The sequence below is a fragment of the Herpetosiphon llansteffanensis genome (assembly GCF_003205875.1).
Classification (GTDB): Bacteria; Chloroflexota; Chloroflexia; order Chloroflexales; family Herpetosiphonaceae; genus Herpetosiphon; species Herpetosiphon llansteffanensis.
In genome coordinates this window covers 1-18,559 of sequence record NZ_PUBZ01000100.1, presented here as the reverse complement: position 1 = coordinate 18,559, position 18,559 = coordinate 1, and the positions used below count along the sequence as shown (strand labels likewise).

The 18,559-nt window shown below is 50.9% G+C and carries 16 protein-coding genes, 1 tRNA gene and 1 pseudogene; 7 read left to right on the top strand and 11 right to left on the bottom strand.

Translation table 11 applies throughout. The annotated features are described in order from the left end of the window. Positions 1-39: 39 nt before the first annotated feature. The 4 genes from C5S61_RS14240 to C5S61_RS14225 all read right to left on the bottom strand — a co-directional run bounded on the left by C5S61_RS14240 (position 40) and on the right by C5S61_RS14225 (position 4,678). Complete coding sequence (locus C5S61_RS14240; RefSeq protein ID WP_110515712.1) at positions 40-1,455, bottom strand: phosphoglucomutase/phosphomannomutase family protein; 1,416 nt, start codon at positions 1,453-1,455, stop codon at positions 40-42. Between the two features lie 110 nt (positions 1,456-1,565). Further along, the gene (locus C5S61_RS14235; RefSeq protein ID WP_110515711.1) at positions 1,566-2,546 is read right to left on the bottom strand and encodes a nucleotidyltransferase family protein; all 981 of its coding nucleotides are present in this window, start codon (positions 2,544-2,546) and stop codon (positions 1,566-1,568) included. A gap of 77 nt (positions 2,547-2,623) precedes the next feature. After that, entirely contained in the window at positions 2,624-3,694 is a 1,071-nt protein-coding gene (locus C5S61_RS14230) for a mannose-1-phosphate guanylyltransferase (protein ID WP_110515710.1), read from the bottom strand. A 12-nt stretch (positions 3,695-3,706) separates the two neighbouring features. Continuing rightward, the gene (locus tag C5S61_RS14225; RefSeq protein ID WP_164689486.1) at positions 3,707-4,678 is read right to left on the bottom strand and encodes a GDP-mannose 4,6-dehydratase; all 972 of its coding nucleotides are present in this window, start codon (positions 4,676-4,678) and stop codon (positions 3,707-3,709) included. A 116-nt stretch (positions 4,679-4,794) separates the two neighbouring features. On the opposite strand from C5S61_RS14225, the gene C5S61_RS14220 reads away from it, so the two are divergent. From C5S61_RS14220 to C5S61_RS14205, 4 genes are all read left to right on the top strand, one after another. Further along, positions 4,795-5,445, top strand: coding sequence for an NUDIX hydrolase (locus C5S61_RS14220; RefSeq protein ID WP_110515708.1), 651 nt, complete (start codon positions 4,795-4,797; stop codon positions 5,443-5,445). A gap of 315 nt (positions 5,446-5,760) precedes the next feature. Further along, positions 5,761-6,276 (top strand): hypothetical protein, encoded by a 516-nt coding sequence (locus tag C5S61_RS14215; protein WP_110515707.1) that lies wholly within the window; start codon positions 5,761-5,763, stop codon positions 6,274-6,276. A gap of 11 nt (positions 6,277-6,287) precedes the next feature. Beyond that, positions 6,288-7,079: a zinc ribbon domain-containing protein gene (locus C5S61_RS14210; protein ID WP_110515706.1), complete on the top strand. Its 792-nt coding sequence runs from the start codon at positions 6,288-6,290 to the stop codon at positions 7,077-7,079. A 1-nt stretch (position 7,080) separates the two neighbouring features. After that, positions 7,081-7,830 carry a glycosyltransferase family 2 protein gene (locus C5S61_RS14205; protein ID WP_110515705.1) on the top strand — a complete coding sequence of 250 codons (750 nt, stop codon included), beginning with the start codon at positions 7,081-7,083 and terminating at the stop codon, positions 7,828-7,830. Positions 7,831-7,902: 72 nt separating this feature from the next. Here C5S61_RS14205 and C5S61_RS14200 read toward each other — a convergent pair whose 3' ends face one another. Further along, entirely contained in the window at positions 7,903-8,397 is a 495-nt protein-coding gene (locus C5S61_RS14200) for a Dps family protein (RefSeq protein ID WP_083469986.1), read from the bottom strand. Positions 8,398-8,666: 269 nt separating this feature from the next. On the opposite strand from C5S61_RS14200, the gene C5S61_RS14195 reads away from it, so the two are divergent. Beyond that, on the top strand, positions 8,667-9,749 hold the full coding sequence (locus C5S61_RS14195; protein ID WP_110515704.1) for a hypothetical protein: 1,083 nt from the start codon (positions 8,667-8,669) through the stop codon (positions 9,747-9,749). A 38-nt stretch (positions 9,750-9,787) separates the two neighbouring features. Here C5S61_RS14195 and C5S61_RS14190 read toward each other — a convergent pair whose 3' ends face one another. Together C5S61_RS14190 and C5S61_RS14185 are read right to left on the bottom strand one after the other, a co-directional pair. Continuing rightward, positions 9,788-10,414, bottom strand: coding sequence for an alpha/beta hydrolase (locus C5S61_RS14190; RefSeq protein WP_110515703.1), 627 nt, complete (start codon positions 10,412-10,414; stop codon positions 9,788-9,790). Between the two features lie 4 nt (positions 10,415-10,418). Beyond that, positions 10,419-11,501, bottom strand: coding sequence for a DPP IV N-terminal domain-containing protein (locus C5S61_RS14185; protein ID WP_110515702.1), 1,083 nt, complete (start codon positions 11,499-11,501; stop codon positions 10,419-10,421). A gap of 101 nt (positions 11,502-11,602) precedes the next feature. On the opposite strand from C5S61_RS14185, the gene C5S61_RS27310 reads away from it, so the two are divergent. After that, positions 11,603-12,118: a MogA/MoaB family molybdenum cofactor biosynthesis protein gene (locus C5S61_RS27310; protein ID WP_110515701.1), complete on the top strand. Its 516-nt coding sequence runs from the start codon at positions 11,603-11,605 to the stop codon at positions 12,116-12,118. A gap of 763 nt (positions 12,119-12,881) precedes the next feature. Here C5S61_RS27310 and C5S61_RS14175 read toward each other — a convergent pair. Further along, positions 12,882-15,461, bottom strand: a pseudogene (locus C5S61_RS14175) (lamin tail domain-containing protein); the annotation flags it as partial. A 199-nt stretch (positions 15,462-15,660) separates the two neighbouring features. Between C5S61_RS14175 and C5S61_RS14170 the strand changes: the two are divergent. Further along, positions 15,661-15,734, top strand: a tRNA-Gln gene (locus C5S61_RS14170). A gap of 101 nt (positions 15,735-15,835) precedes the next feature. Here C5S61_RS14170 and C5S61_RS14165 read toward each other — a convergent pair. The 3 genes from C5S61_RS14165 to C5S61_RS14155 form a co-directional block, all read right to left on the bottom strand. Then, positions 15,836-17,053, bottom strand: a complete 1,218-nt coding sequence (locus C5S61_RS14165; RefSeq protein ID WP_110515699.1) for an MFS transporter — start codon at positions 17,051-17,053, stop codon at positions 15,836-15,838. 8 nt (positions 17,054-17,061) lie between these two features. Then, positions 17,062-17,757 carry an SGNH/GDSL hydrolase family protein gene (locus C5S61_RS14160; protein ID WP_164689485.1) on the bottom strand — a complete coding sequence of 232 codons (696 nt, stop codon included), beginning with the start codon at positions 17,755-17,757 and terminating at the stop codon, positions 17,062-17,064. Between the two features lie 240 nt (positions 17,758-17,997). Further along, entirely contained in the window at positions 17,998-18,291 is a 294-nt protein-coding gene (locus tag C5S61_RS14155; RefSeq protein WP_110515697.1) for a GlsB/YeaQ/YmgE family stress response membrane protein, read from the bottom strand. Positions 18,292-18,559 lie beyond the last annotated feature (268 nt).

The following is an 18,559-nucleotide window of genomic DNA, read 5'->3' as shown; positions in this document are numbered from 1 at the left end:
GTTTCAGCTAAACTTATGCGGTTTCATTCCAACAAAAGCTTAGGCTCCAGCGATGACCCGGCCTTCAGCCAAGAGTTTTTCGACTAACTCTGGCGAACGGGTTTCGGTGTAAATCCGCAACAATGGCTCGGTACCAGAGAAGCGAATCAACAGCCAGCTGCCATCTTGCAGATAATATTTGTAGCCACCTTGGGTATTGATTGAATTGACGGTTAGGCCAGCCAAGGCATCGGGCCGTGCTGCATCAACCCGTTTGAGAATTGTATCGCGCTGCTCGGCGGGATAGGTAATATCAATCCGGTCGTAGAAGTGCGGACCAACTTTGTTAAGCAATTCTTCCATGGTTTCGCTGGGCGTTTTGCCACGCTTCAAGAATAAATCGAGCAACAGCAGCGACGACAAAATGCCATCACGTTCTGGCAAGTGTTTGGCAAACGCAAAACCACCAGATTCTTCGCCGCCAATAATCGCATTCGATTCGATCATCTTGGGGCCGATGTGCTTGAAACCAACCGGCGTTTCATAAATTGGCACATTGTAAAGCTCGGCCAAGCGATTGACCATCGAGGTGGTTGAAAGCGACTTGACGATTGGGCCGCGCCAGCCTTTAACTTCCAATAAATAATAGGTCAGCAAGCCAAACACCCGCAGCTGATCGACGAATTTACCTTTTTCATCGACCAAGCCAACCCGATCAGCATCGCCGTCGTAGGCCAAGCCAGCAAAGGCTCCGCTTTGTTTAACCACATTTTTAAGCTTGGTTAAATTGTCGTCGATTGGCTCGGGCGAGCGCATGCCAGGGAACAACGGGTTGCGGGTATCGTTGATGGGCACAACTTTGGTTTGGCCGCCATCAAGCAATAATGGCAAGAAACCAGCGCCAGCGCCATACATCGCATCGTTGATAATCGTCCAGCCTTCGCGTTTGATTGCTTCGAGATCGACCATTTGCTTGATTTGGGCCACATAATCGGGCGTGCCGTTGATGCGTTCGACCAAGCCTTGTTTTTCTGCTTCGCGCAGGGCCATGCGCTTGACCGGAGCTTTTTCTAAACGATCTTCCAAGCGAGCGATAACTTCGGGCGAGGCCGAGCCAGCATATTCTGGCTTATATTTGTAGCCGTTGTCGCTTGGCGGATTATGTGAAGCAGTGATGATCGCAGCACCACCAGCTTTTTTGCTAAGAATGCTCCAGCAAACGACTGGAGTTGGGGTAGCTTTTTCGGTTAAGTAGACGTGAATACCATTGGCAGCCAGCACCTCGGCGGTGGCGGCGGCGAAGCGCTCGGAACCGAAACGAGTATCATAACCAACCACCAACCCACGCGGGGCTAAGCCCGACTCATGCAGATAATCTGCAACGGCTTGGGTAACAATGCGCACATTGTCAAAGGTATACTCTTCAGCGATTGCTGCTCGCCAACCGTCGGTGCCAAATTTGATTGCTGATGCCATACACGCTCCTGAGCTTGCGATTGAAATTGGGTTCCCACGAAAAGAGATTGCTGACGATCGCTCGTCAATCCAAATGAAATAGCGAATTGGATGCGTTGATTGGAATGGTATTAACCAAGGGCAAGACCTTCAACAGTTGCATGGTGGGCAATGAGCACATCACTGGCAAGAGCGACATTGGTTAAGCTTGCAGCGGCCTCAATTGTAACACGTTCCCAAGCGACCACCCGTTCAAGTCGGGCCTGCTCACCAACCACACAGCCGCTACCGAGCATAATCGGGGCGATTAATTGCGCACTAGGGCTGATTTGAGCATCAGCCGCAGCCCACACTCCTGCTGCATATTGTATGCCATGCACTAGTTCTTGGGGCAAACGACCCATCAACACTGCTTCGTTGGCCGCTAAATAGCCCGCCAGCGTCCCAATATCTTGGCTATAGGCGTTGTGTTGGTAGGCATAAATTGGCGCTTGAGCCGCCAACAACGTGGGGAAGAGATCGCGTTCGAGCATTGCAAAGCCGTGGGCTGGAATCTGGGCCAAGGCTGCTGGCGCAAACACATAGGCTCCGCTATTAATCGTATTGGCAAGCGCCGTGCCTGGCGCAGGTTTTTCTTGAAAGGCATAGACTCGTTGCTGTTCGTCGCTAGCAACCACGCCAAACGCTGAGGTATCAGCAACCTCGCGCACCGCAATTGTTGCCACGCCAGCAGATTGCGCATGGGCTTGCCAAAGCTGAGCCACATCAAAATCGGTCAATTCATCGCCATTCAGCACCAAAATCGGCCCAGCCTCAAGCAGCTTGGTTTGGGCCAGCGCATAGCGCACTGCGCCAGCCGTGCCCAATGGCTCTGGTTCTTGCACAATTTGCAAATCCAGCCCAAATGCCGAGCCATCGCCATAGGCTGCCAAAAATTGTTCGGCCAAATATTGCACTGCCAAAATCACATGGCGCACACCTTGCCGCTGTAAACGGCGCAAGGTTCGGCTCATCAGGGCTTCGCCAGCAATTGGCACTAACGGCTTGGGAAGCTGGTTGGTCAATGGCCGCAACCGAGTGCCCAATCCACCAACTAAAATAACTGCACGCATAGATCTGCTTTCAATAAAAGCACGGCAGTGGTTTGGTTATCGCTAACCACCTGCTGCCGTGCACGCTCAATTATAGCTTACAACACATCATTGCGGCCTTCAGTCCGCAACTGATCAACAATTTTCTTGACATCTTGGGCCCGATCGCGCGGCGCGATTAGCAAGGCATCGCCTGTATCGACAACCAAAAAGCCATCAAGCCCAATCGTGGCGATCATGCGGCCTGAATCGCTGTAAATCAAGGTCGATTTGGTATCAACCTCGACGTGTGGGCCAATCACGACATTTGCCGAATCGTCGTCGCTCATCAACGTTGTCAACGTATGCCAATCGCCAACATCGCTCCAGCCAATATCAACTGGCACAACCGCCACATTTGGCGCACGCTCCATAATGCCATAATCAACCGTGATATTTTCGACATTATCCCAAACTTGGGCCAAGGTGTCGTGGTAGCGCGATTTGCCAAACGACGCTTGCACTTGATTGAGCTGATTGCGCAATTCGGGCATGTGGCGGCCAATCGCATCAAGGAAGGTTTTGGTTTGCCACACAAAAATCCCAGCATTCCAAAAATAATTGCCTTGCGCCAAATAGCGCTCGGCAGTATCTTGGTCGGGCTTTTCTGCAAAGCGCTGCACGCGATGAATTTTATGATCATGCGCTTCGGTAATCAGCTCGCCACATTGAATATAGCCATAGCCGGTGTTGGCAAACGATGGTTTTACCCCCAACGTGACCAAATAGCCTTCGCGGGCGGCAACTTCGGCGGCTTGCAAGGCTTGGCGAAACGCTTCATTGCGCAAAATCAAGTGATCAGCACTCAGCACCGCCATCACAGCATCGGGAGCCGAGCGCCGCATGTGGATCGCAGCCAAGCCAATTGCCGAAGCCGTGCCTCGACCACTTGGCTCTAAAATGACGTTATTGCGTGGCACTTCGCTCAACTGCTCGCGAATTAATTCCTCGTAATCCGAGCCAGTTACCACAAAGACGCGACCTTCTTCCATCAACGGTCGCACGCGATCGACCGTTTCTTGGAGCATGGTGCGATTTGAAAGCAAGGGTAAAAACTGCTTGGGCTTGGTGCGCCGTGAGCGTGGCCACAAGCGCGAGCCAGTTCCACCGGCAAGCACTAAAATATCCATATCGTTAATCCTCTATGTTTCGTTATTGTGGGAGCCAACTCTCTCGACCTCGCTAGCAACGTGGCCGCGCCATTCATGCAGAATATCACGCAGAGTATCTTCAAGGCGATAGTGCGGCTCCCACCCGATTTGGCTGCGCAAACGGGTCGCGTCGCAGGCCACAATTGGCACATCAACCGGACGCAAGCGTTGAGGATCAACTTCGACCGTTATCGTTTGGCCACTGAGTGCAATGAGGCTATCAAGAATTGACTGAATTGAGACACTCTGACCGACACCAATATTATAAATCTCGCCAGGCTGCGCTCGTTCAAGCAGCAAGTGATAGGCGCGGACAACATCGCGCACATCGCTAAAATCGCGTTGGGGCGAGAGGTTGCCAACTTGAATCACCGGCGGCTGCAAGCCTGCTTCAATGCGCGCGATTTGCTGGGCAAACGCTGGCACCACAAAATCGGCGCGTTGGCCAGGGCCAGTATGGTTAAATGGCCGAGCACGAATCACCTTCAGGCCATGGCTATACCACCATTGGCCCGCCAGCAAATCTTGGGCTGCCTTAGAAACAGCATACGGATCGGCTGGGCAGAGCATGGTCTGTTCATCTGCTGGCAAGCCCGAACGATGGGCCATACCATACATCGCATTCGAGCCAACCACCAGCACCAGCGGATCAAGCTGAGCAGCCTTGATCGCCTCAAACAGGTGTAATTGACCAAGCACATTGCTATTGAATGTGCCTGCTGGGTCGCGAAACGATTGCGGAATCGCCGATTGAGCAGCTAAATGCACCACCAAATCGGGAGCCGCATTTGCCACCGCCGTTTCTACCGCCGAACGATCAAGCAGATCAGCCAGCACCGTTGGGAGTTCTGGGTGTGCTGTACGCCCCAAAGCCCATAGTTCCCAGGTGGTTGCTTGCTGCAAATAGCGAACAAGATGTTGGCCAACAAAGCCAGTTGCGCCAGTAATTAATACTCGTGTCATAGCGCGCACTATACTGCGAGTTGAGATTGTTGGCAAGAAGCGGTTTGGGCCTATGCGCATGGCTTGCCTAATCTTCTATACTGAAGCAGGTTTTTTGTTGTGCAGGAGATCGTTATATGTTCGAGCAATTTCAACTTTCCAACCAAGTTGGCGCAGAATTAGCCGATTTAGTTGCACGGTTTGGCGTGCCGCACGTACACCAAGTAGCCTTGGTTTTGCCCGATGGTGAGTATCCTGCTAGCCCAGCAGAACAAGCGATTAACGTCAAAGGCTTGTTTGCGCCATTTGGCAAATCCGACCGTTATGGCGAGGTTTGTATGGTGGTGCAACGGCCTGATGGCAGTTTAATCAGCGCCCGCAAAGCCTATTATCCCACCAATTGCTTTCGCTTATTAACTGGCGGCATCAATTACGACGAGCCAGTGTACGAGGCATTGTTGCGCGAAACCGCCGAAGAAACTGGTTTAGATGTCCAAGTCGAGCGCTTTTTGGCGGCGGTCAGCTATCGCCCAACCAACAGCCCAAGCCCAACGTTTTATACCTTTGGCTTTTTGCTGCGCGAATTGGGCGGCACCTTGGGGGCAGTAGACGAATCGGAGCAAGTCGCAGCTTTTGGCTTTCCACAGGTCGCCGATCTACCAACGCTAGCGACGCAACTCGAAAGCCTAAGCGGTAGCGAAGACCACGAAATTGCAGGCAATTGGCAAGATTGGGGTCGCTTTCGCGCTGTAACCCATCGGGTAATTTGGGAATATTTTCAAGCCTGAATCAGCCATTGAAAAAAACATAACCAAATACATCTAACGTATGTGTCAGCAACTACGTGTTACACAACGTTAGGAGGTATGTGCTTATGAACATTATTCTCACGATCGTAATGGTTTCAATTCGGGCTGCTTTGAGCATTATGGCAGCAATCTTTGATCTTATCTTTTCAGCTTTTGATTAGTTGCTACTTTAGCTCAAGCGTTCCAGATGCTGCCTTTATAAGGTAGCATCTGTTTTTTAGGGTCACTTTTGGCTAGCATTGATGGTTGTTAAAATTATATAATACAGCTCTCAACTCAATCGAGGAGCCTATGATGCAATGTCCAGCTTGCGCCATGACCCTAGCAACGGTTAGCGCTAGTTGCCCCTATTGTGGCAAACAATTAACCCAAATCCAAGCCAAAAAACGCACCAACCAGATAGCCTTTGGGGCTTCAATCTTCATGGATGCGCTTCTAATGGTCGCCTCACTCGGCATAGCTTTAGCTGAACGTGACCGCGATGGACAAGGTTTTCACGTGCTTAGCAACATCCGCCAGCCTAACCCTGAATGGCCAGCTTTATGGACAAGCCTAAGTTATGCGTATGCAATTGTCGTCATGCTTGCATTTTTATGTGCTATAGCTTGCTTGATGAGCCAAAACCGGCGTTGGGCACTTGGCACACTCTTCTCTGGAATGGCAGGCATCGCAATTTTGGCAACCTTTGGTTTTGGAGCCTTCGTCAATGCTTCGGCGTATAGCCCATTGTTGGGCTTTTGGCTTGGTTTAGCTGGCAGCGTCACCTTGACGACCACAAGTTTGCTGTTTCAAATAGTCGCCAAAAAATGAAAGGAAACGCAATGCAATGTTTGCAATGTTCAGCCACCATCGCCGATAACAGTAAGTTTTGCCCTTCGTGCGGCGCAACAATTACCCAGCCAGCGGCCATGGATAAAACGCAGGTCTTGTCCAATCTGCCGCCAATGTCGAATCCGGTCGATAAAACCCAAGCAATCAATCCAAGCCAAGTGCCACCAGCAGCCAATTATGGCCAAATGCCGCAACAATATGGTCCGTCAGCAGCCAATTATGGCCCGCCAGCCCAACCCAATCCTTACCCACAACAAGGTTATAGCCAACCGCAGAACTATGGCCAACCCCAACAACCAAATTATGCCCAAGGCTATGCTGTACCCAATCACACTGGTTATGGCGCGATTCCCGCAGCCAATGGCAGCATTCCAGCAATCTTGATGATTCTCAGTGCCTTGGGCATATTGATTGGCATGTTTTTGCCGTTAATTGTGCTCAGTGGCACGGGCATTAGCTTGTTTAAGATGATCGACCCACAATATGCTGAAGATGTGATGAGCGAAGGCGCGGGCTTGTTTATTTATGGCATTCCAACCGGAGCAGTGATAAGTTTGGTGCTCAGCATTATGGCCTATATCAAACGGCGCAATCTTTGGGCTGGTTTGAATATTGTGCCAAGTTTATTTGTTTTTGGCATTACTGGGCTATTATTAATTGGCGCAGCAGTCAGCGACGAAATTGATCAAGCTGGCATAGGTTTGATCATGATGACAGCCAGCGCAGCCCTATCCTTCATTGTCACAATTGCCTTTTTGATTCGAAAGAAGCAGCCACGTTAATATGTTGTTATCTGTTGCCATTATTGCTCGCGACGAGCAACGCCACATTGGGGCAGCGTTGGCCTCAATCGCCAATTTAGCCGATGAAATTGTGGTCTTGCTCGACCCACGTACCAGCGACCGCACCGCCGAGATTTGCACCCAAGCTGGCGCACGCGTGATCGATGCGCCGTTTGAATCGTTTCCAGCCCAGCGAAATCGGGCCTTGGCTGAATGCGAGGGCCAGTGGGTGCTATTTTTGGATGCTGACGAGCGCGTAACTCCCAGTTTACAGCACGAAATTCGCCAGCTGTTGCCAAGCCAACCAAGCCACGCTGGCTATTGGATTCCGCGCTTCAACCGTTATTGGGGGCGGGCCTTGCGCGGCGGCGGTTGGTATCCCGACCGGCAATTACGCTTGCTGCAACGCAGTAAAGCCCAGTACGATCCCAGCCGCTTGGTCCATGAATTGGTTATTTTGGCGGGCAGCGAAGGCCAGTTAACCCAACATCTTGAGCATATTAATATTGAATCGTGGGCCGAATTGCGCGAAAAACAGCAGCGTTATGCCCAAGCAGAGGCCGCCACGCTCTATCGCAATGGCGTGCGGGTCAAGCCCCAAAATTATCTTTTGCAACCATTGCGGGCAATTTGGCGGCGTTATGTCACCTGGGGCGGCTATCGCGATGGCTTATTGGGCATGCTTTTAGCCTTGGTGATGGGTTGGTATGAATTTAAAATGTATCTCGCGCTGGCCAAACATTGGCGTTAAATCAAAATGGGTCGGGGGAAATAGCCCCAGCCCATTCTTGATGTGACATCTGTTATGTCTTCGCTCGCTTACTTAACCTTTGGTTTCCTGAGAAAGTTCAAATAGAAACCAAACTCGATTTTCTGCTTGGTCAATCATTGGTTCAAGCTCGCTGGCGGTGGCCACATCGTTGGCTTCATCGGCAACATCGTGGGCTTTGCGCAAGTTTTTAACCAAAGTTTGATTATCGCTCACCAGCTCGGTCAGCATATTGGCTGGCTCAACAAACTCAGCATTATTATCGTCGATCGTTTGCAGCTCGCTGATATGGCCAATTGAGCGCAGCGACGTGCCACCAATGCGGCGAGCGCGTTCGGCCAAAATATCGGTCGTGGCAAAAATCTGGTTGGCATGCTCATCGAACATCAAATGTAAATCGCGAAAATGGCGACCAGTCAAATGCCAGTGAAAATTTTTGTATTTCATGTATAAAGCAAACGAATTGGCCAAACTGCGATTGAGTGCTTCAATTACTGGGCCAGTTGCTTTAGAATCTAAATCAGTTGGGGTTTTTAAGCGTTTATCCATTGTACGCATGCTCCTTCAAACTAGGATTTCTAGCTAGCAATATTGCAGATGGCGTGCCATGAAACTAAAGCAACGATTATGAACGCAATTCATGACACCTTGCGTTGCAAGGGATTGACAAGGATTGATGGCATCCATAGAATGTGCCAATCAACGTTTAATTCCAATCAGCATCGAAAGTTAGGTTGTTGAAACTGCAACAACCCCACCGTGGTAAACGTCGATCAGAGAGAACTTCAACACGTTTTAATTCAGAAAGGGTTGCACGTATGCGCCAGTATCTTGACCGCTATGTGATGCCGCTTTGGCAAACGTACAGTTCACCAGGGCAACCACTACGCCCGACAAATACGCGGGCGCTGCACACCATCTACGGTATTTGGTTGTTTGCATTTGTGCTCAAATTGATGGGTTCGGGCTGGGATGTGGCTTGGCACTTCCGATTTTTGCGCGACGATTTAGCGCCACCGCATATGATTAATACGGTTGGCACGGTCATCGTCGTGTTACTTGTCATGTTCCATACCTGGACAGGCTATGGAGTCGATCGGCTAACCTTGCGGCTCATGCAGGCGGGGATTTCGATCTTCCTAATTGCAATTCCCTTAGATTTGATCAACCACCGTTTGTTTGGGCTTGATATTACCAGTTGGAGCCCAACCCACGCCTTGCTGTACCTAGGCACGGCGGTGATGCTCTTGGGTGTGTTGCGTGGTTGGTTGCTTTTAACCCCCGATAGTCGCATCAAAACGGTCTTTGGGCTTGGTTTTTGGGCCTTTTTGCTCGAAGATTTCTTGTTCCCCTTGGGTCAGCAAGAATATGGTGTAACCGCAATCGAAGCCATGCGCCTTGGCAAGCCCTACGCTGATGCCGAATTGATGTTAGAAGCAGGAGCCAATCCAGAGCGTTTTGCGATTCCAGTGCCCACGTGGCTCTACCCGCTGTGGCTGATCACGTCGGTAGTTTTGGTGCTCTTGGCCGCCCGCCTGATTATGCGCGGACGCTGGACAGCAACCTTGGTTGCCGGTACGTATTTGCTGTATCGGGTGGTGTCGTTCTACATTTTGCGCGGCATTGAGTTCCCACCATCGTTTGTGCCATTATTTATTATTGGCACGGCCTTGGCAATCGATATTGGCATTACCTATCGGATTAATCCCTTTGTTGCCGCCTTTGGAACCTTATTTGCCTTCTATGCAGGCGCATGGATTAGCGATCGCTATACCTTGATGCCAGAGATTCCCTATACGACGACGATGCCGATTGCGGCAATTCTGCTCGGCATCGTCTGGGCTGGCGCACTCTGGATCGAGCGTAGCCCCTATGTTGAACGCTGGCGCAAATTAGCCTAAGTTTGATGAATCACAGGGAGCGGTATTGCTCCCTGTTGTTATTTAACCGCCTGTTCGAGCCAATCCACCGTCAATTGTGCCACTTCATCCTCACGCGTCAGATAATAATGGTCAGCCCATTTGAGCAAATGCCAGGTTTTTGGCTCAGTGGCTTGTTCAAAGGCTGTGCGAGTTTCAATCAAGTCGAAAAATTGATCGCGCTCGGCCACAATTGCCAAGAGCGGCCCATGCTGGCCTTGGGCACTTTCCTGTAAGCCAATTGGGTTGGGTGTAACTGCCACGGTTGCCCAAATCGCCGCATCATTGGCCATCACCCGCAGCACCAATTGTGCACCAAACGACCAGCCAATGAGGCAGATTTGGGCTTGGGGAGCGCGTTGGCGCGCTTCGGCCAAGGCTGCTTGCAAATCGAGATCTTCGCCTTGGCCGCCGCTAAATTCGCCTTGACTCTGGCCAACGCCACGCGAGTTGTAGCGCAAAACGCCCCAACCACGGTCGCGCAGCACTTTGAAGGTGGCAAAAATCGCCCGCTGATCCATATTCGACATTGGCGGGAAGTGATGCGCCAACACCGCAACTCGTTCAGGGTGTTGGGCTGGAGCCAACCATTTGCCTTCCAACAAGGTGCTGCCGTCGGCAGAGAGAAAATGAATTGTTGTTTGCATCTGTTTACTCAACTATCCAACGAGCTTGGGTGGCATTTTCAATCAACACCCGTGGCTCCGCATTATCGGCCAGATTAGCCGTCCAAATGGCCGAAGGCACATTGGCCGAACCAATGGTTAAGCGCGTCCAAAGCAATTGTTGGCTATCTGGTGTCCATTGAGGATCGACATTATCGTAGCCACCACCAGCGGTTATAGCCCGTGGATCGCTACCATCAGCATTCACCACCCAAATCTCGCCGCGTGGTACTTCACGAGTCCGCCGCACAAACGCGATTTGCTTACCATCAGGCGACCAACTTGGCGTAAAGTCATCGGTATCAGGTTGGCTGGCCAAAGGCGTTTGCTGCTCACTCGCCAAATCAAACAACACCAACTCGTTGCGAAAACCAGCTTGGGTTTCACGCAGCACACTAATAACCAAACGCTGATCATCAGGCGACCAATCGAAATCGCCGCTAAATGGAATCCGCCGTAGCACATCACTAAAATCAAACAACACCAATTCGTTGCGCAACGGATCGGTAAAACCCAACATCTGGCCAGCGTTCGACCAATGTGCGCCAAAGGTAACCACATCGCCGCCTTTGACAACCGGACTAACTTGAGTCCCATCGGGCTGCATCAGCCAAAGTTTGGGCGAACCAACGCCACCAGTGCCAATCGTGCGCCGTTCATAGACAATCGCGTTATCAGCAGGCGACCAATTCGGCGTATAGCCAGTCCAATCGGCAGCGCCAGTGCTGGTAATCACCTGATTTTGGGTCAGATCGAAAATCTCGATCCTGCTTGGTTGGGCTTCGGCTTGGGTTGCATAAGCAATTTTGCGTCCATCGGGGCTCAGGCTGTAATCGCTAATTTGCGGCACAAGCAATTGTTGGCCCTGACCATTCGCATCAGAACGCCATAACTCTGCTTGCTGCGAAGGGTTGCGCAAAAATAAAATGCCACTGACTTGTTGTTGATTGCTAGGGTTGCTAGAACCTTGGCTGGCAGTAGGCTGTTGGCCAATTGCGACCAGCAAAATCACAATTGCAACCAAGCCCACCGATAAACTCGTTAATGTTCGACGACCTATCTGATCCATGACGACTCCTTGGACATACTTGGCTTGATTATCACCCTATAGCCAGCTTTGAGCAAATGCGCTACGATAGGCAGAATGCCCAATTTAGTGAAGGAGGTCATATGGGCTACGAAGATCATGCCGAGGCAGCAGCGCAACATCAAGCGCTAGTCCGTTGTGCAATTATTACGATTAGCGATACACGCAGTATCGAAACCGATAAGAGCGGAGCGCTTGCCCAAGAATTATTAACCGCCGCAGGCTTTGAAATCGTCGAATATCGCATTATTCCCGACGAACCGGATCAGGTGGCTGAGTTTGTGCAGCAATGCATTGCCCGCAGCGATTGCGACGCAGTATTAACCAATGGCGGCACTGGCATTGCCCGCCGCGATGCCACAATCGAGGCAATTGAGCCATTGCTGGATAAAAAATTACCTGGTTTTGGCGAGATTTTCCGCATGCTCTCCTACAACGACATTGGCGCTGGAGCCATGCTTTCACGCGCAACCGCCGGAATCGCTGGCCGAACCTTGGTTTTTTGTATGCCTGGTTCGTCGGGCGCGGTGCGCTTGGCCTTAGAATCGTTAATTTTGCCTGAACTAAAACACCTTGTCTGGGAATTATTCCGCCAGTGAATCCATAGCCGCGAACCAGCCAGCCAAGCCCAATTAAGCCAAGCACCAAAGCCCAGAGCTTGGGCAAGTTTGGTTGGCTGGTCGCGGGCAAGCGTTGCGGCAAGCCCAAATCGGCCACAGTGCGCACTTGCAAACGCCAAACCGCATCGTAGCGGCTAACGATGCCAGTTGCGGTTAATTGGGTTGTGCTTGGCAGTTGGGGCAATGTTTGGCCTTGCGCCAAACGCAATTGCACCTGTTGCGAGCCGAACTCGACCACGAAACTATCGGCGTTGCGTTGCTTGAAGCGCAATTTCAGTTTTACCAACTGGCCAAGTGAGGCTTGATCAAGCGTATTTGGGCTGTGAATGACTAAATCTGCTTGTTGTTTGATGATTTTGAGATCGTTAGCCGCTGCCACAATCAGCTGTGGCTCTTGATGATAGCTGCCAACTGTTGCCTGAATTTGCACAATCATGCCTTGTTTTAGGCTTGGCAAAGCGACATTGTTGCTGATAAAAACCAAGATGCCTGCCGTTGAATCTTGCACATAGAAAGCACGTTGGCGAAACAAATTAAGTTCAGCACTAACCACGCCTTCAACCAACACCCGACTATCAATTGCTGCTTGGTGGGCGGCGCGCAAACTGATTTTCGTAGCAACCGAGTCGGTTTGGGCTGAATTATTGGCTTGTTTGGGGCTTGGTTGGGCAAAGCTTTGCCATTGTTGGCTGCTTGGGTGGCGGCCCCAACTATGGTCATAATCCAATTTGGCATAGCTAACCAAATCGGCAACCACTGCATTGGGCTGGAGCAAGCGTAGCTCTTCGCCAGAGTTGGTGAGGCTTAATTTGCTTTGGCTGGCAAAAATTACCAGATAGCCATTGGCCGCAATGCTCATTCCAGCGGGCAAACGCCAAGGCCGCGAGCCAGCATCAGCCTGATCATCCAATTGCCAGCCCGTTAAATCGACCTGATAGCTATTTGGATTGTACAGTTCAATCCATTCGTCGTTGCTATTGCTTTCACCATCAGCATTCCAATCGATCGCTCGGGGCGCAGGCACAACTTCGTTAATCTGAAGCTGAGGATATTTGGCATTTGCTACCAGCGTTGGCTGAGTAGTGGCTTTAGGCTTGGACGCTTTCGGTTTGGCGGTTGCTCTTGGGGTTACGGTTGGTTTCTTGGTCGCTGTTGGCTTTGGCGTTTTGGTAGCTGGTACGGCGGTTGGTTGCGGTGCACGATTGGGTTGATTTGGCGTAGCTGGCGCATTATTCTGCCAACTGCCAGCGTCAGGAATCCGGCTCCATGTCGTATGAGCCAAAGGCTTGGTATAGCTTAATTGATCAACGATGCGGCCATCAGCCATGGCCAGTTGCACGCTATCGCCGCTGTCATTGAGCAAATTACTCAAGGTTATGGTAAAAAATTGGCCTTGCTGAATGGTAGTTTTGGCAGGAAACCTCAATGTTGTGCCAGAACTATCGCTCATGCCCCAACCAGTTAAATCAATCACATCAGCATTCGTCGAATACAGCTCGATCCATTCTTGGCCAAGCGGCGAAATTTCATTAATCACTACGCCTGAGGGAATTGCAGCGAGGGCATGATTGCGATTATTGGGGCTGGCGCGCATGCCGCTGTACCAATTCAGGCCACCATCGGGCCAGCGCCCAGCAGATAAACCCTGCAAGGCCGAGCTATAGTTCCAGACCGCATATTCTTGCAAACGATAATCGAGTAAGCGCACAACATCACCGTTATCATTCAGCAAACCACTACTGGAGATGCTATACCAACTGTGTGGCGCGATAATCGTATCGTCGGGAATACGCAGCGCTGTGCCACCAGCATTCGCTTGATCATCAAGCCACCAACCACTTAAATCAATTGCTGTATCTCCAGCGTTATACAATTCGACAAATTCCTCGCCAGTTGTCGGCCAAGCCAAAACTTCGTTGATCAGCAATTGGTTTGGTTCAGGGCTAGAATTTTGGCGATTGGCCATGGCAGGGCTAGCTCGCGAAGCTGCTTGCCAAGTTGTTGCGCCGTCAGGCATGCGGCTCCATGTGCGTTCGAGCATGCTGCTAGCGTAATCGAAGGTATCAGTTACCACGCCTTGATCGGTGATTAAATGCACACTATCAAGCTCAGCATTCAACAATGTACCAACTGGAATCAGCAGCCATGAACTTGGGCTAATAATTGTTGAATTTTGAATTGTATGCGCCGCGCCGCCAGCAGCAAGCTGATCGTCAATTTTCCAACCCTTGAGATCAAGCGCATCAGGGCCAAGATTATAGAGTTCGATCCAATCAGTCCCGCTAATTGGTTGGCTCATAACTTCGTTGATTAAAATGCGGGCCTGGATTGGCGCAACTGGAACATCAAGCGGATTGCTTTGACCAAGGCTTGGAGCACGATTAGCGAGCCAAGCGCCGTTGCCATCAGGAACTCTGGCCCACGTGCGGTTGCTGTTGGTGGCGCTATAGCTAAACGTATCGATCAAGCGCCCAGCTGAATCAAATAAGCGTAGCTCATCGCCGCTATTGTTATAAGTATTGGTCATCGAAATCACAAGCCAACTCGCAGGCAACATGCTTGCTTCAAGCAGGATTGGGCTAGCTCCATCGGCGGCATCGTCAAGTTGCCAACCATGCAAATTGACCGTGTGCTCGCCAGCGTTATACAACTCGACCCATTCTTTGCCAGCACTCGGCACAGCCATAAATTCGTTGAGCCGAATTAATTCTGGGTTTGGCAGCGGCGTTGCGCTTGGCACAGGCGTTGGCGAGGCAACCAAGGTTGGAATTGGGGTTGCAGTGCTGGTTATGCTTGGGATGGCGGTGGCAGTGTTGGTTGGTAAATTTGTGCTGGTTGGCTCAACACTGGTGGTTGGGGTTGCTGTAGCTGGGCTTTGGCTGGCATTCGCCGCACCCGGGGTTGGCTGAGTGGATGCTTGCCAAGCGCCAGTGCCATCGGGCATGCGGCTCCACGAAAGGCCAAGACTGGCATTTGAATAGCTATATTGGTCGATCACGTTGCCAGCAGGATTGAGCAAGCGCACCTGATCGCCGCTATTATTCAACATATTGCTCAGCGACACGACTAACCAAGCATTGGGCGCAAGAATGGTTGGGGCGGGCAAAATTTTGGGGCTGCTACCACCTTCCATATCATCAATCGCCCAGCCGCTGAGATCAATTGCCGTTGACGTTGGATTATACAGCTCGACAAACTCGCTGCCAGTGCTAGGAATCGCCAAGAATTCGTTGAGCACAACCTGCGCTGGATTGCTTTGGGCTTGAGTTGGTAGCGGCCAGAGCCACCCTAACAGCAGCCAGAACCAGAAATACTGTCGCATAGCCACCCCCGATTGAAGCGCCAATAGCAATCACTAGATACACAGATTGGCGTTTTTTGGCATGGCCGAATGAGCAATTTGGCAGGAGTTTTGCCCCGCTGAGCTGGTTTACAAGTTACGACTTTTGTCGGATTTGCAAAAAAGAACAGTCTATGCTATACTATCAATGTCGACGGAAACGTTGAAGATAACTCGGTGATGGCGGATCGTCTAAAGGTAGGACAACAGTTTTTGGCACTGTTTATCTAGGTTCGAATCCTGGTCCGCCAGCCAACAAAACTCAGCAGCAGTGCTGAGTTTTTTGTTTAACCAATGTTTTTAGGCAAAACAAAAGGCTGGCAACGTGCCAGCCTTTCGTCATAGAACCTATCGATTTACATTGGTGGTTTGATGCCGGTCGAAGCAACGCTCACCGGATGTTCCTCTTTAACGTTGATTCGATCAATCCCGGTCATAATCAAGACCAAGAGTGCCAATACCAAACAACCAATCGTGCCAAACAACGCTTGATCGCTATGTTTATCGCCAACCCAAGCCATTACGCCACCGGTTAATGCTGGCCCCACAAAACTGCCAAGGCCATAGCAGACGGTAAACATCCCGCTAGCACCGCCCAACTTGGCTGGTGGAACCCGCGCCGCCAACACTGCTAGCCCAATTGGGTAGAGCGTGCCAGCAAACGCGCCGAGCAACATGCCCAAAAAGAGGGTTAGCAAAAATGGTGGGTGCAAGGTAGCAAAGAGCGCCGCGCCAGAAAGCAACGATAACGAGCCGATCAGCAAAGGCCGATAGCCATAGCGATCGAGCATACGGCCAATTGGCACTTGGGCCACAATATTGGCAATCACGGTCACCGAAATCAGCGTACCAAGCTCCCAATTACTATAGTTGAGGGTTGGCAGCAACGAAACCAGCGATAACGTGCCATAGCCATACAGGAAGGCAATTGCCAAGGGCAAGATCAACGGTCTGGTGATTTTGAAGCTCACGCCGCCGCTTTCATGCTCAGTATGGGCCACATGCGGCTCAGGCACAACCAACACAACAATGACGGTGGCCAAAATAGCCGCGCCAACCGCCACAAAAAATGGCATGATATGGCTGCCGGTTAATTGCAAAACTGCCGTGCCAATAATTGGGCCTGCCGCTGTACCACTGGCCAGCGACATGCCGTAAACCGCTGTATTATGGCCCCGCTGTTCGGGCGAACTGACGCGGCTCACATAGGTTTCGGCGGCAGTCCAAACACACGACCAGCCAATCCCTTCGAAGATCCGCCACATAAAAAACAGCGGAATGCTACTCGTCCAAGGCATTGCCAGCATGGCAACGGTGTAGGAAATTAATCCCACAATCAAAAAGAGCCGAATGCCAAATTTATCAATCGTGCGGCCAATCGGCATGCCGGTCAGCACAAGGCTGGCAAACATCACACTGGTGCTCAAGCCCACGATAAATTCATCAGCGCCATTATCTTCAAGCAAATGCGGAATCAACGGATTGATAATCCCAATGCCAAGCGCAGTTACTGCAACACAAAGATAAATGGGCCACATTGGATGACGCACATGCGCCGAAGGTACCTGCTGCATAATACTCCTCACGCTATTGCCCGCAAACCAGTTGGCCAGGTTTGGGTAATTACGGAGATTTCTTCATCAACAATCGTTTGGATGCCTTGAATATTTGGGTGGATATTGGTAAACCAACGCACATCATGGCCATGAATATGATCAAGCGCTGGCCCCAACACCGGAAAATCCTCATCGACCGAGCCAAAGCCGCGCGCCCGCAGATCCCAATTGCCTTGTTGGGTTTCGCGTTTCATGCGCTCGAAAATATCGACGACTATATAGCCACGCTGACGCGCTAGCTTGCTAATCATGCGATACACAGGCTCAAGCTTGGAGTTGCGATCGAACGCATAGTGCGCAGGATAATCGACGTAAATTCCGGTTTCCAACATGATGTTAGCTTGCGGATAATCACGCTCGAATAAATCGCAAAGCTCGATTAACTTGGCTTCGAATGGCCCAATGCCGTAGCGCTTGCGATCGTTTACGCCATAGCGCACGATAATCAAATCGATTTCGGGATAGCGAGCCATCGTTCGATCATAGCGTTTGAGAAAATCCTCAGTTGCTTCGCCATCGAGGCCTTCGTTGCAAACCAGCGTTTCATCGCCAAAGATACTGCGCAAGCGGCTTTGAAGCAAAGCATCGCCGCGCTGATGAGGCAAAGCGTAGGAACAAGCAACCGTACAATCACCAACTTGCAAAACCAACGGGCCAGCCATCCAGAACCTCCGCCGAAAAGCTGATATTTGCGGCATCCACAGCAAATATCGTATACGGCAGTATAGCGGTCTCATCTGCTTTTGACAACTTTTGGCATGACATAAAGCAAACGGTTTGGCTACTATTGGCAGCTGCACAGCTGAAGTTAATCAAACGCTCATTCTGCTTTGAATCAAAAAAGCGCCCTGTCGTATGACGACAGAACGCTTGCTGTTTGTTTTAGTTGGCTACTACAATGTTTAGACGCGACGACGGCGACGTGGTGCGCGCACAAACGAAATCAACAAGGCAAACAAGGTTGCGCCAATAATCGACCAGATAATTGGGAATGGCTTGCCTTCGATGTCAATCGTCAACAGTTCTGGCAAACCGGTGTTGCCTGCGATCCACGTGCCTAATAATGCGCCGATAAAGCCAACCCCGATTGAGGCCAACAAACCGCCCATGCTATAGCCTGCAATTGCTTGGCCTGCGGCCCCACACACTGCGGCGATCAACAACATAAGCAATAAGCCAATCACTGAGAATTCCATGGTATTTCCTCCTAGGTTTGTTATTCACATTGATTCTGTCATCTGCTGTTGTATAAAAGCAAATGCTGTGCCACGGGAAAGTAAATTATGAAGTACGTCTGATGTGAGTTATCACGAACGTATTCCTTGACAAAAAACGACGGAAGTGCTTACCCACCATCAGAAGGAGTTCCGTCGATGTCCAGTATACCATTGTCTGATGTGATGACCATCCTCTCTGTCCTCGTTGATGATTGGTATCAAGCGTCACCGCATGCCACCAGCGCAC

What these genes read in the sequence shown, in the direction of transcription:
- C5S61_RS14240 (WP_110515712.1), bottom strand. Translation starts at nt 1,455, where the DNA reads ATGGCATCAGCAATCAAATTTGGCACCGACGGTTGGCGAGCAGCAATC.
- C5S61_RS14235 (WP_110515711.1), bottom strand. Translation starts at nt 2,546, where the DNA reads ATGCGTGCAGTTATTTTAGTTGGTGGATTGGGCACTCGGTTGCGGCCA.
- C5S61_RS14230 (WP_110515710.1), bottom strand. Translation starts at nt 3,694, where the DNA reads ATGGATATTTTAGTGCTTGCCGGTGGAACTGGCTCGCGCTTGTGGCCA.
- C5S61_RS14225 (WP_164689486.1), bottom strand. Translation starts at nt 4,678, where the DNA reads ATGACACGAGTATTAATTACTGGCGCAACTGGCTTTGTTGGCCAACAT.
- C5S61_RS14220 (WP_110515708.1), top strand. Translation starts at nt 4,795, where the DNA reads ATGTTCGAGCAATTTCAACTTTCCAACCAAGTTGGCGCAGAATTAGCC.
- C5S61_RS14215 (WP_110515707.1), top strand. Translation starts at nt 5,761, where the DNA reads ATGCAATGTCCAGCTTGCGCCATGACCCTAGCAACGGTTAGCGCTAGT.
- C5S61_RS14210 (WP_110515706.1), top strand. Translation starts at nt 6,288, where the DNA reads ATGCAATGTTTGCAATGTTCAGCCACCATCGCCGATAACAGTAAGTTT.
- C5S61_RS14205 (WP_110515705.1), top strand. Translation starts at nt 7,081, where the DNA reads ATGTTGTTATCTGTTGCCATTATTGCTCGCGACGAGCAACGCCACATT.
- C5S61_RS14200 (WP_083469986.1), bottom strand. Translation starts at nt 8,397, where the DNA reads ATGGATAAACGCTTAAAAACCCCAACTGATTTAGATTCTAAAGCAACT.
- C5S61_RS14195 (WP_110515704.1), top strand. Translation starts at nt 8,667, where the DNA reads ATGCGCCAGTATCTTGACCGCTATGTGATGCCGCTTTGGCAAACGTAC.
- C5S61_RS14190 (WP_110515703.1), bottom strand. Translation starts at nt 10,414, where the DNA reads ATGCAAACAACAATTCATTTTCTCTCTGCCGACGGCAGCACCTTGTTG.
- C5S61_RS14185 (WP_110515702.1), bottom strand. Translation starts at nt 11,501, where the DNA reads ATGGATCAGATAGGTCGTCGAACATTAACGAGTTTATCGGTGGGCTTG.
- C5S61_RS27310 (WP_110515701.1), top strand. Translation starts at nt 11,603, where the DNA reads ATGGGCTACGAAGATCATGCCGAGGCAGCAGCGCAACATCAAGCGCTA.
- C5S61_RS14165 (WP_110515699.1), bottom strand. Translation starts at nt 17,053, where the DNA reads ATGCAGCAGGTACCTTCGGCGCATGTGCGTCATCCAATGTGGCCCATT.
- C5S61_RS14160 (WP_164689485.1), bottom strand. Translation starts at nt 17,757, where the DNA reads ATGGCTGGCCCGTTGGTTTTGCAAGTTGGTGATTGTACGGTTGCTTGT.
- C5S61_RS14155 (WP_110515697.1), bottom strand. Translation starts at nt 18,291, where the DNA reads ATGGAATTCTCAGTGATTGGCTTATTGCTTATGTTGTTGATCGCCGCA.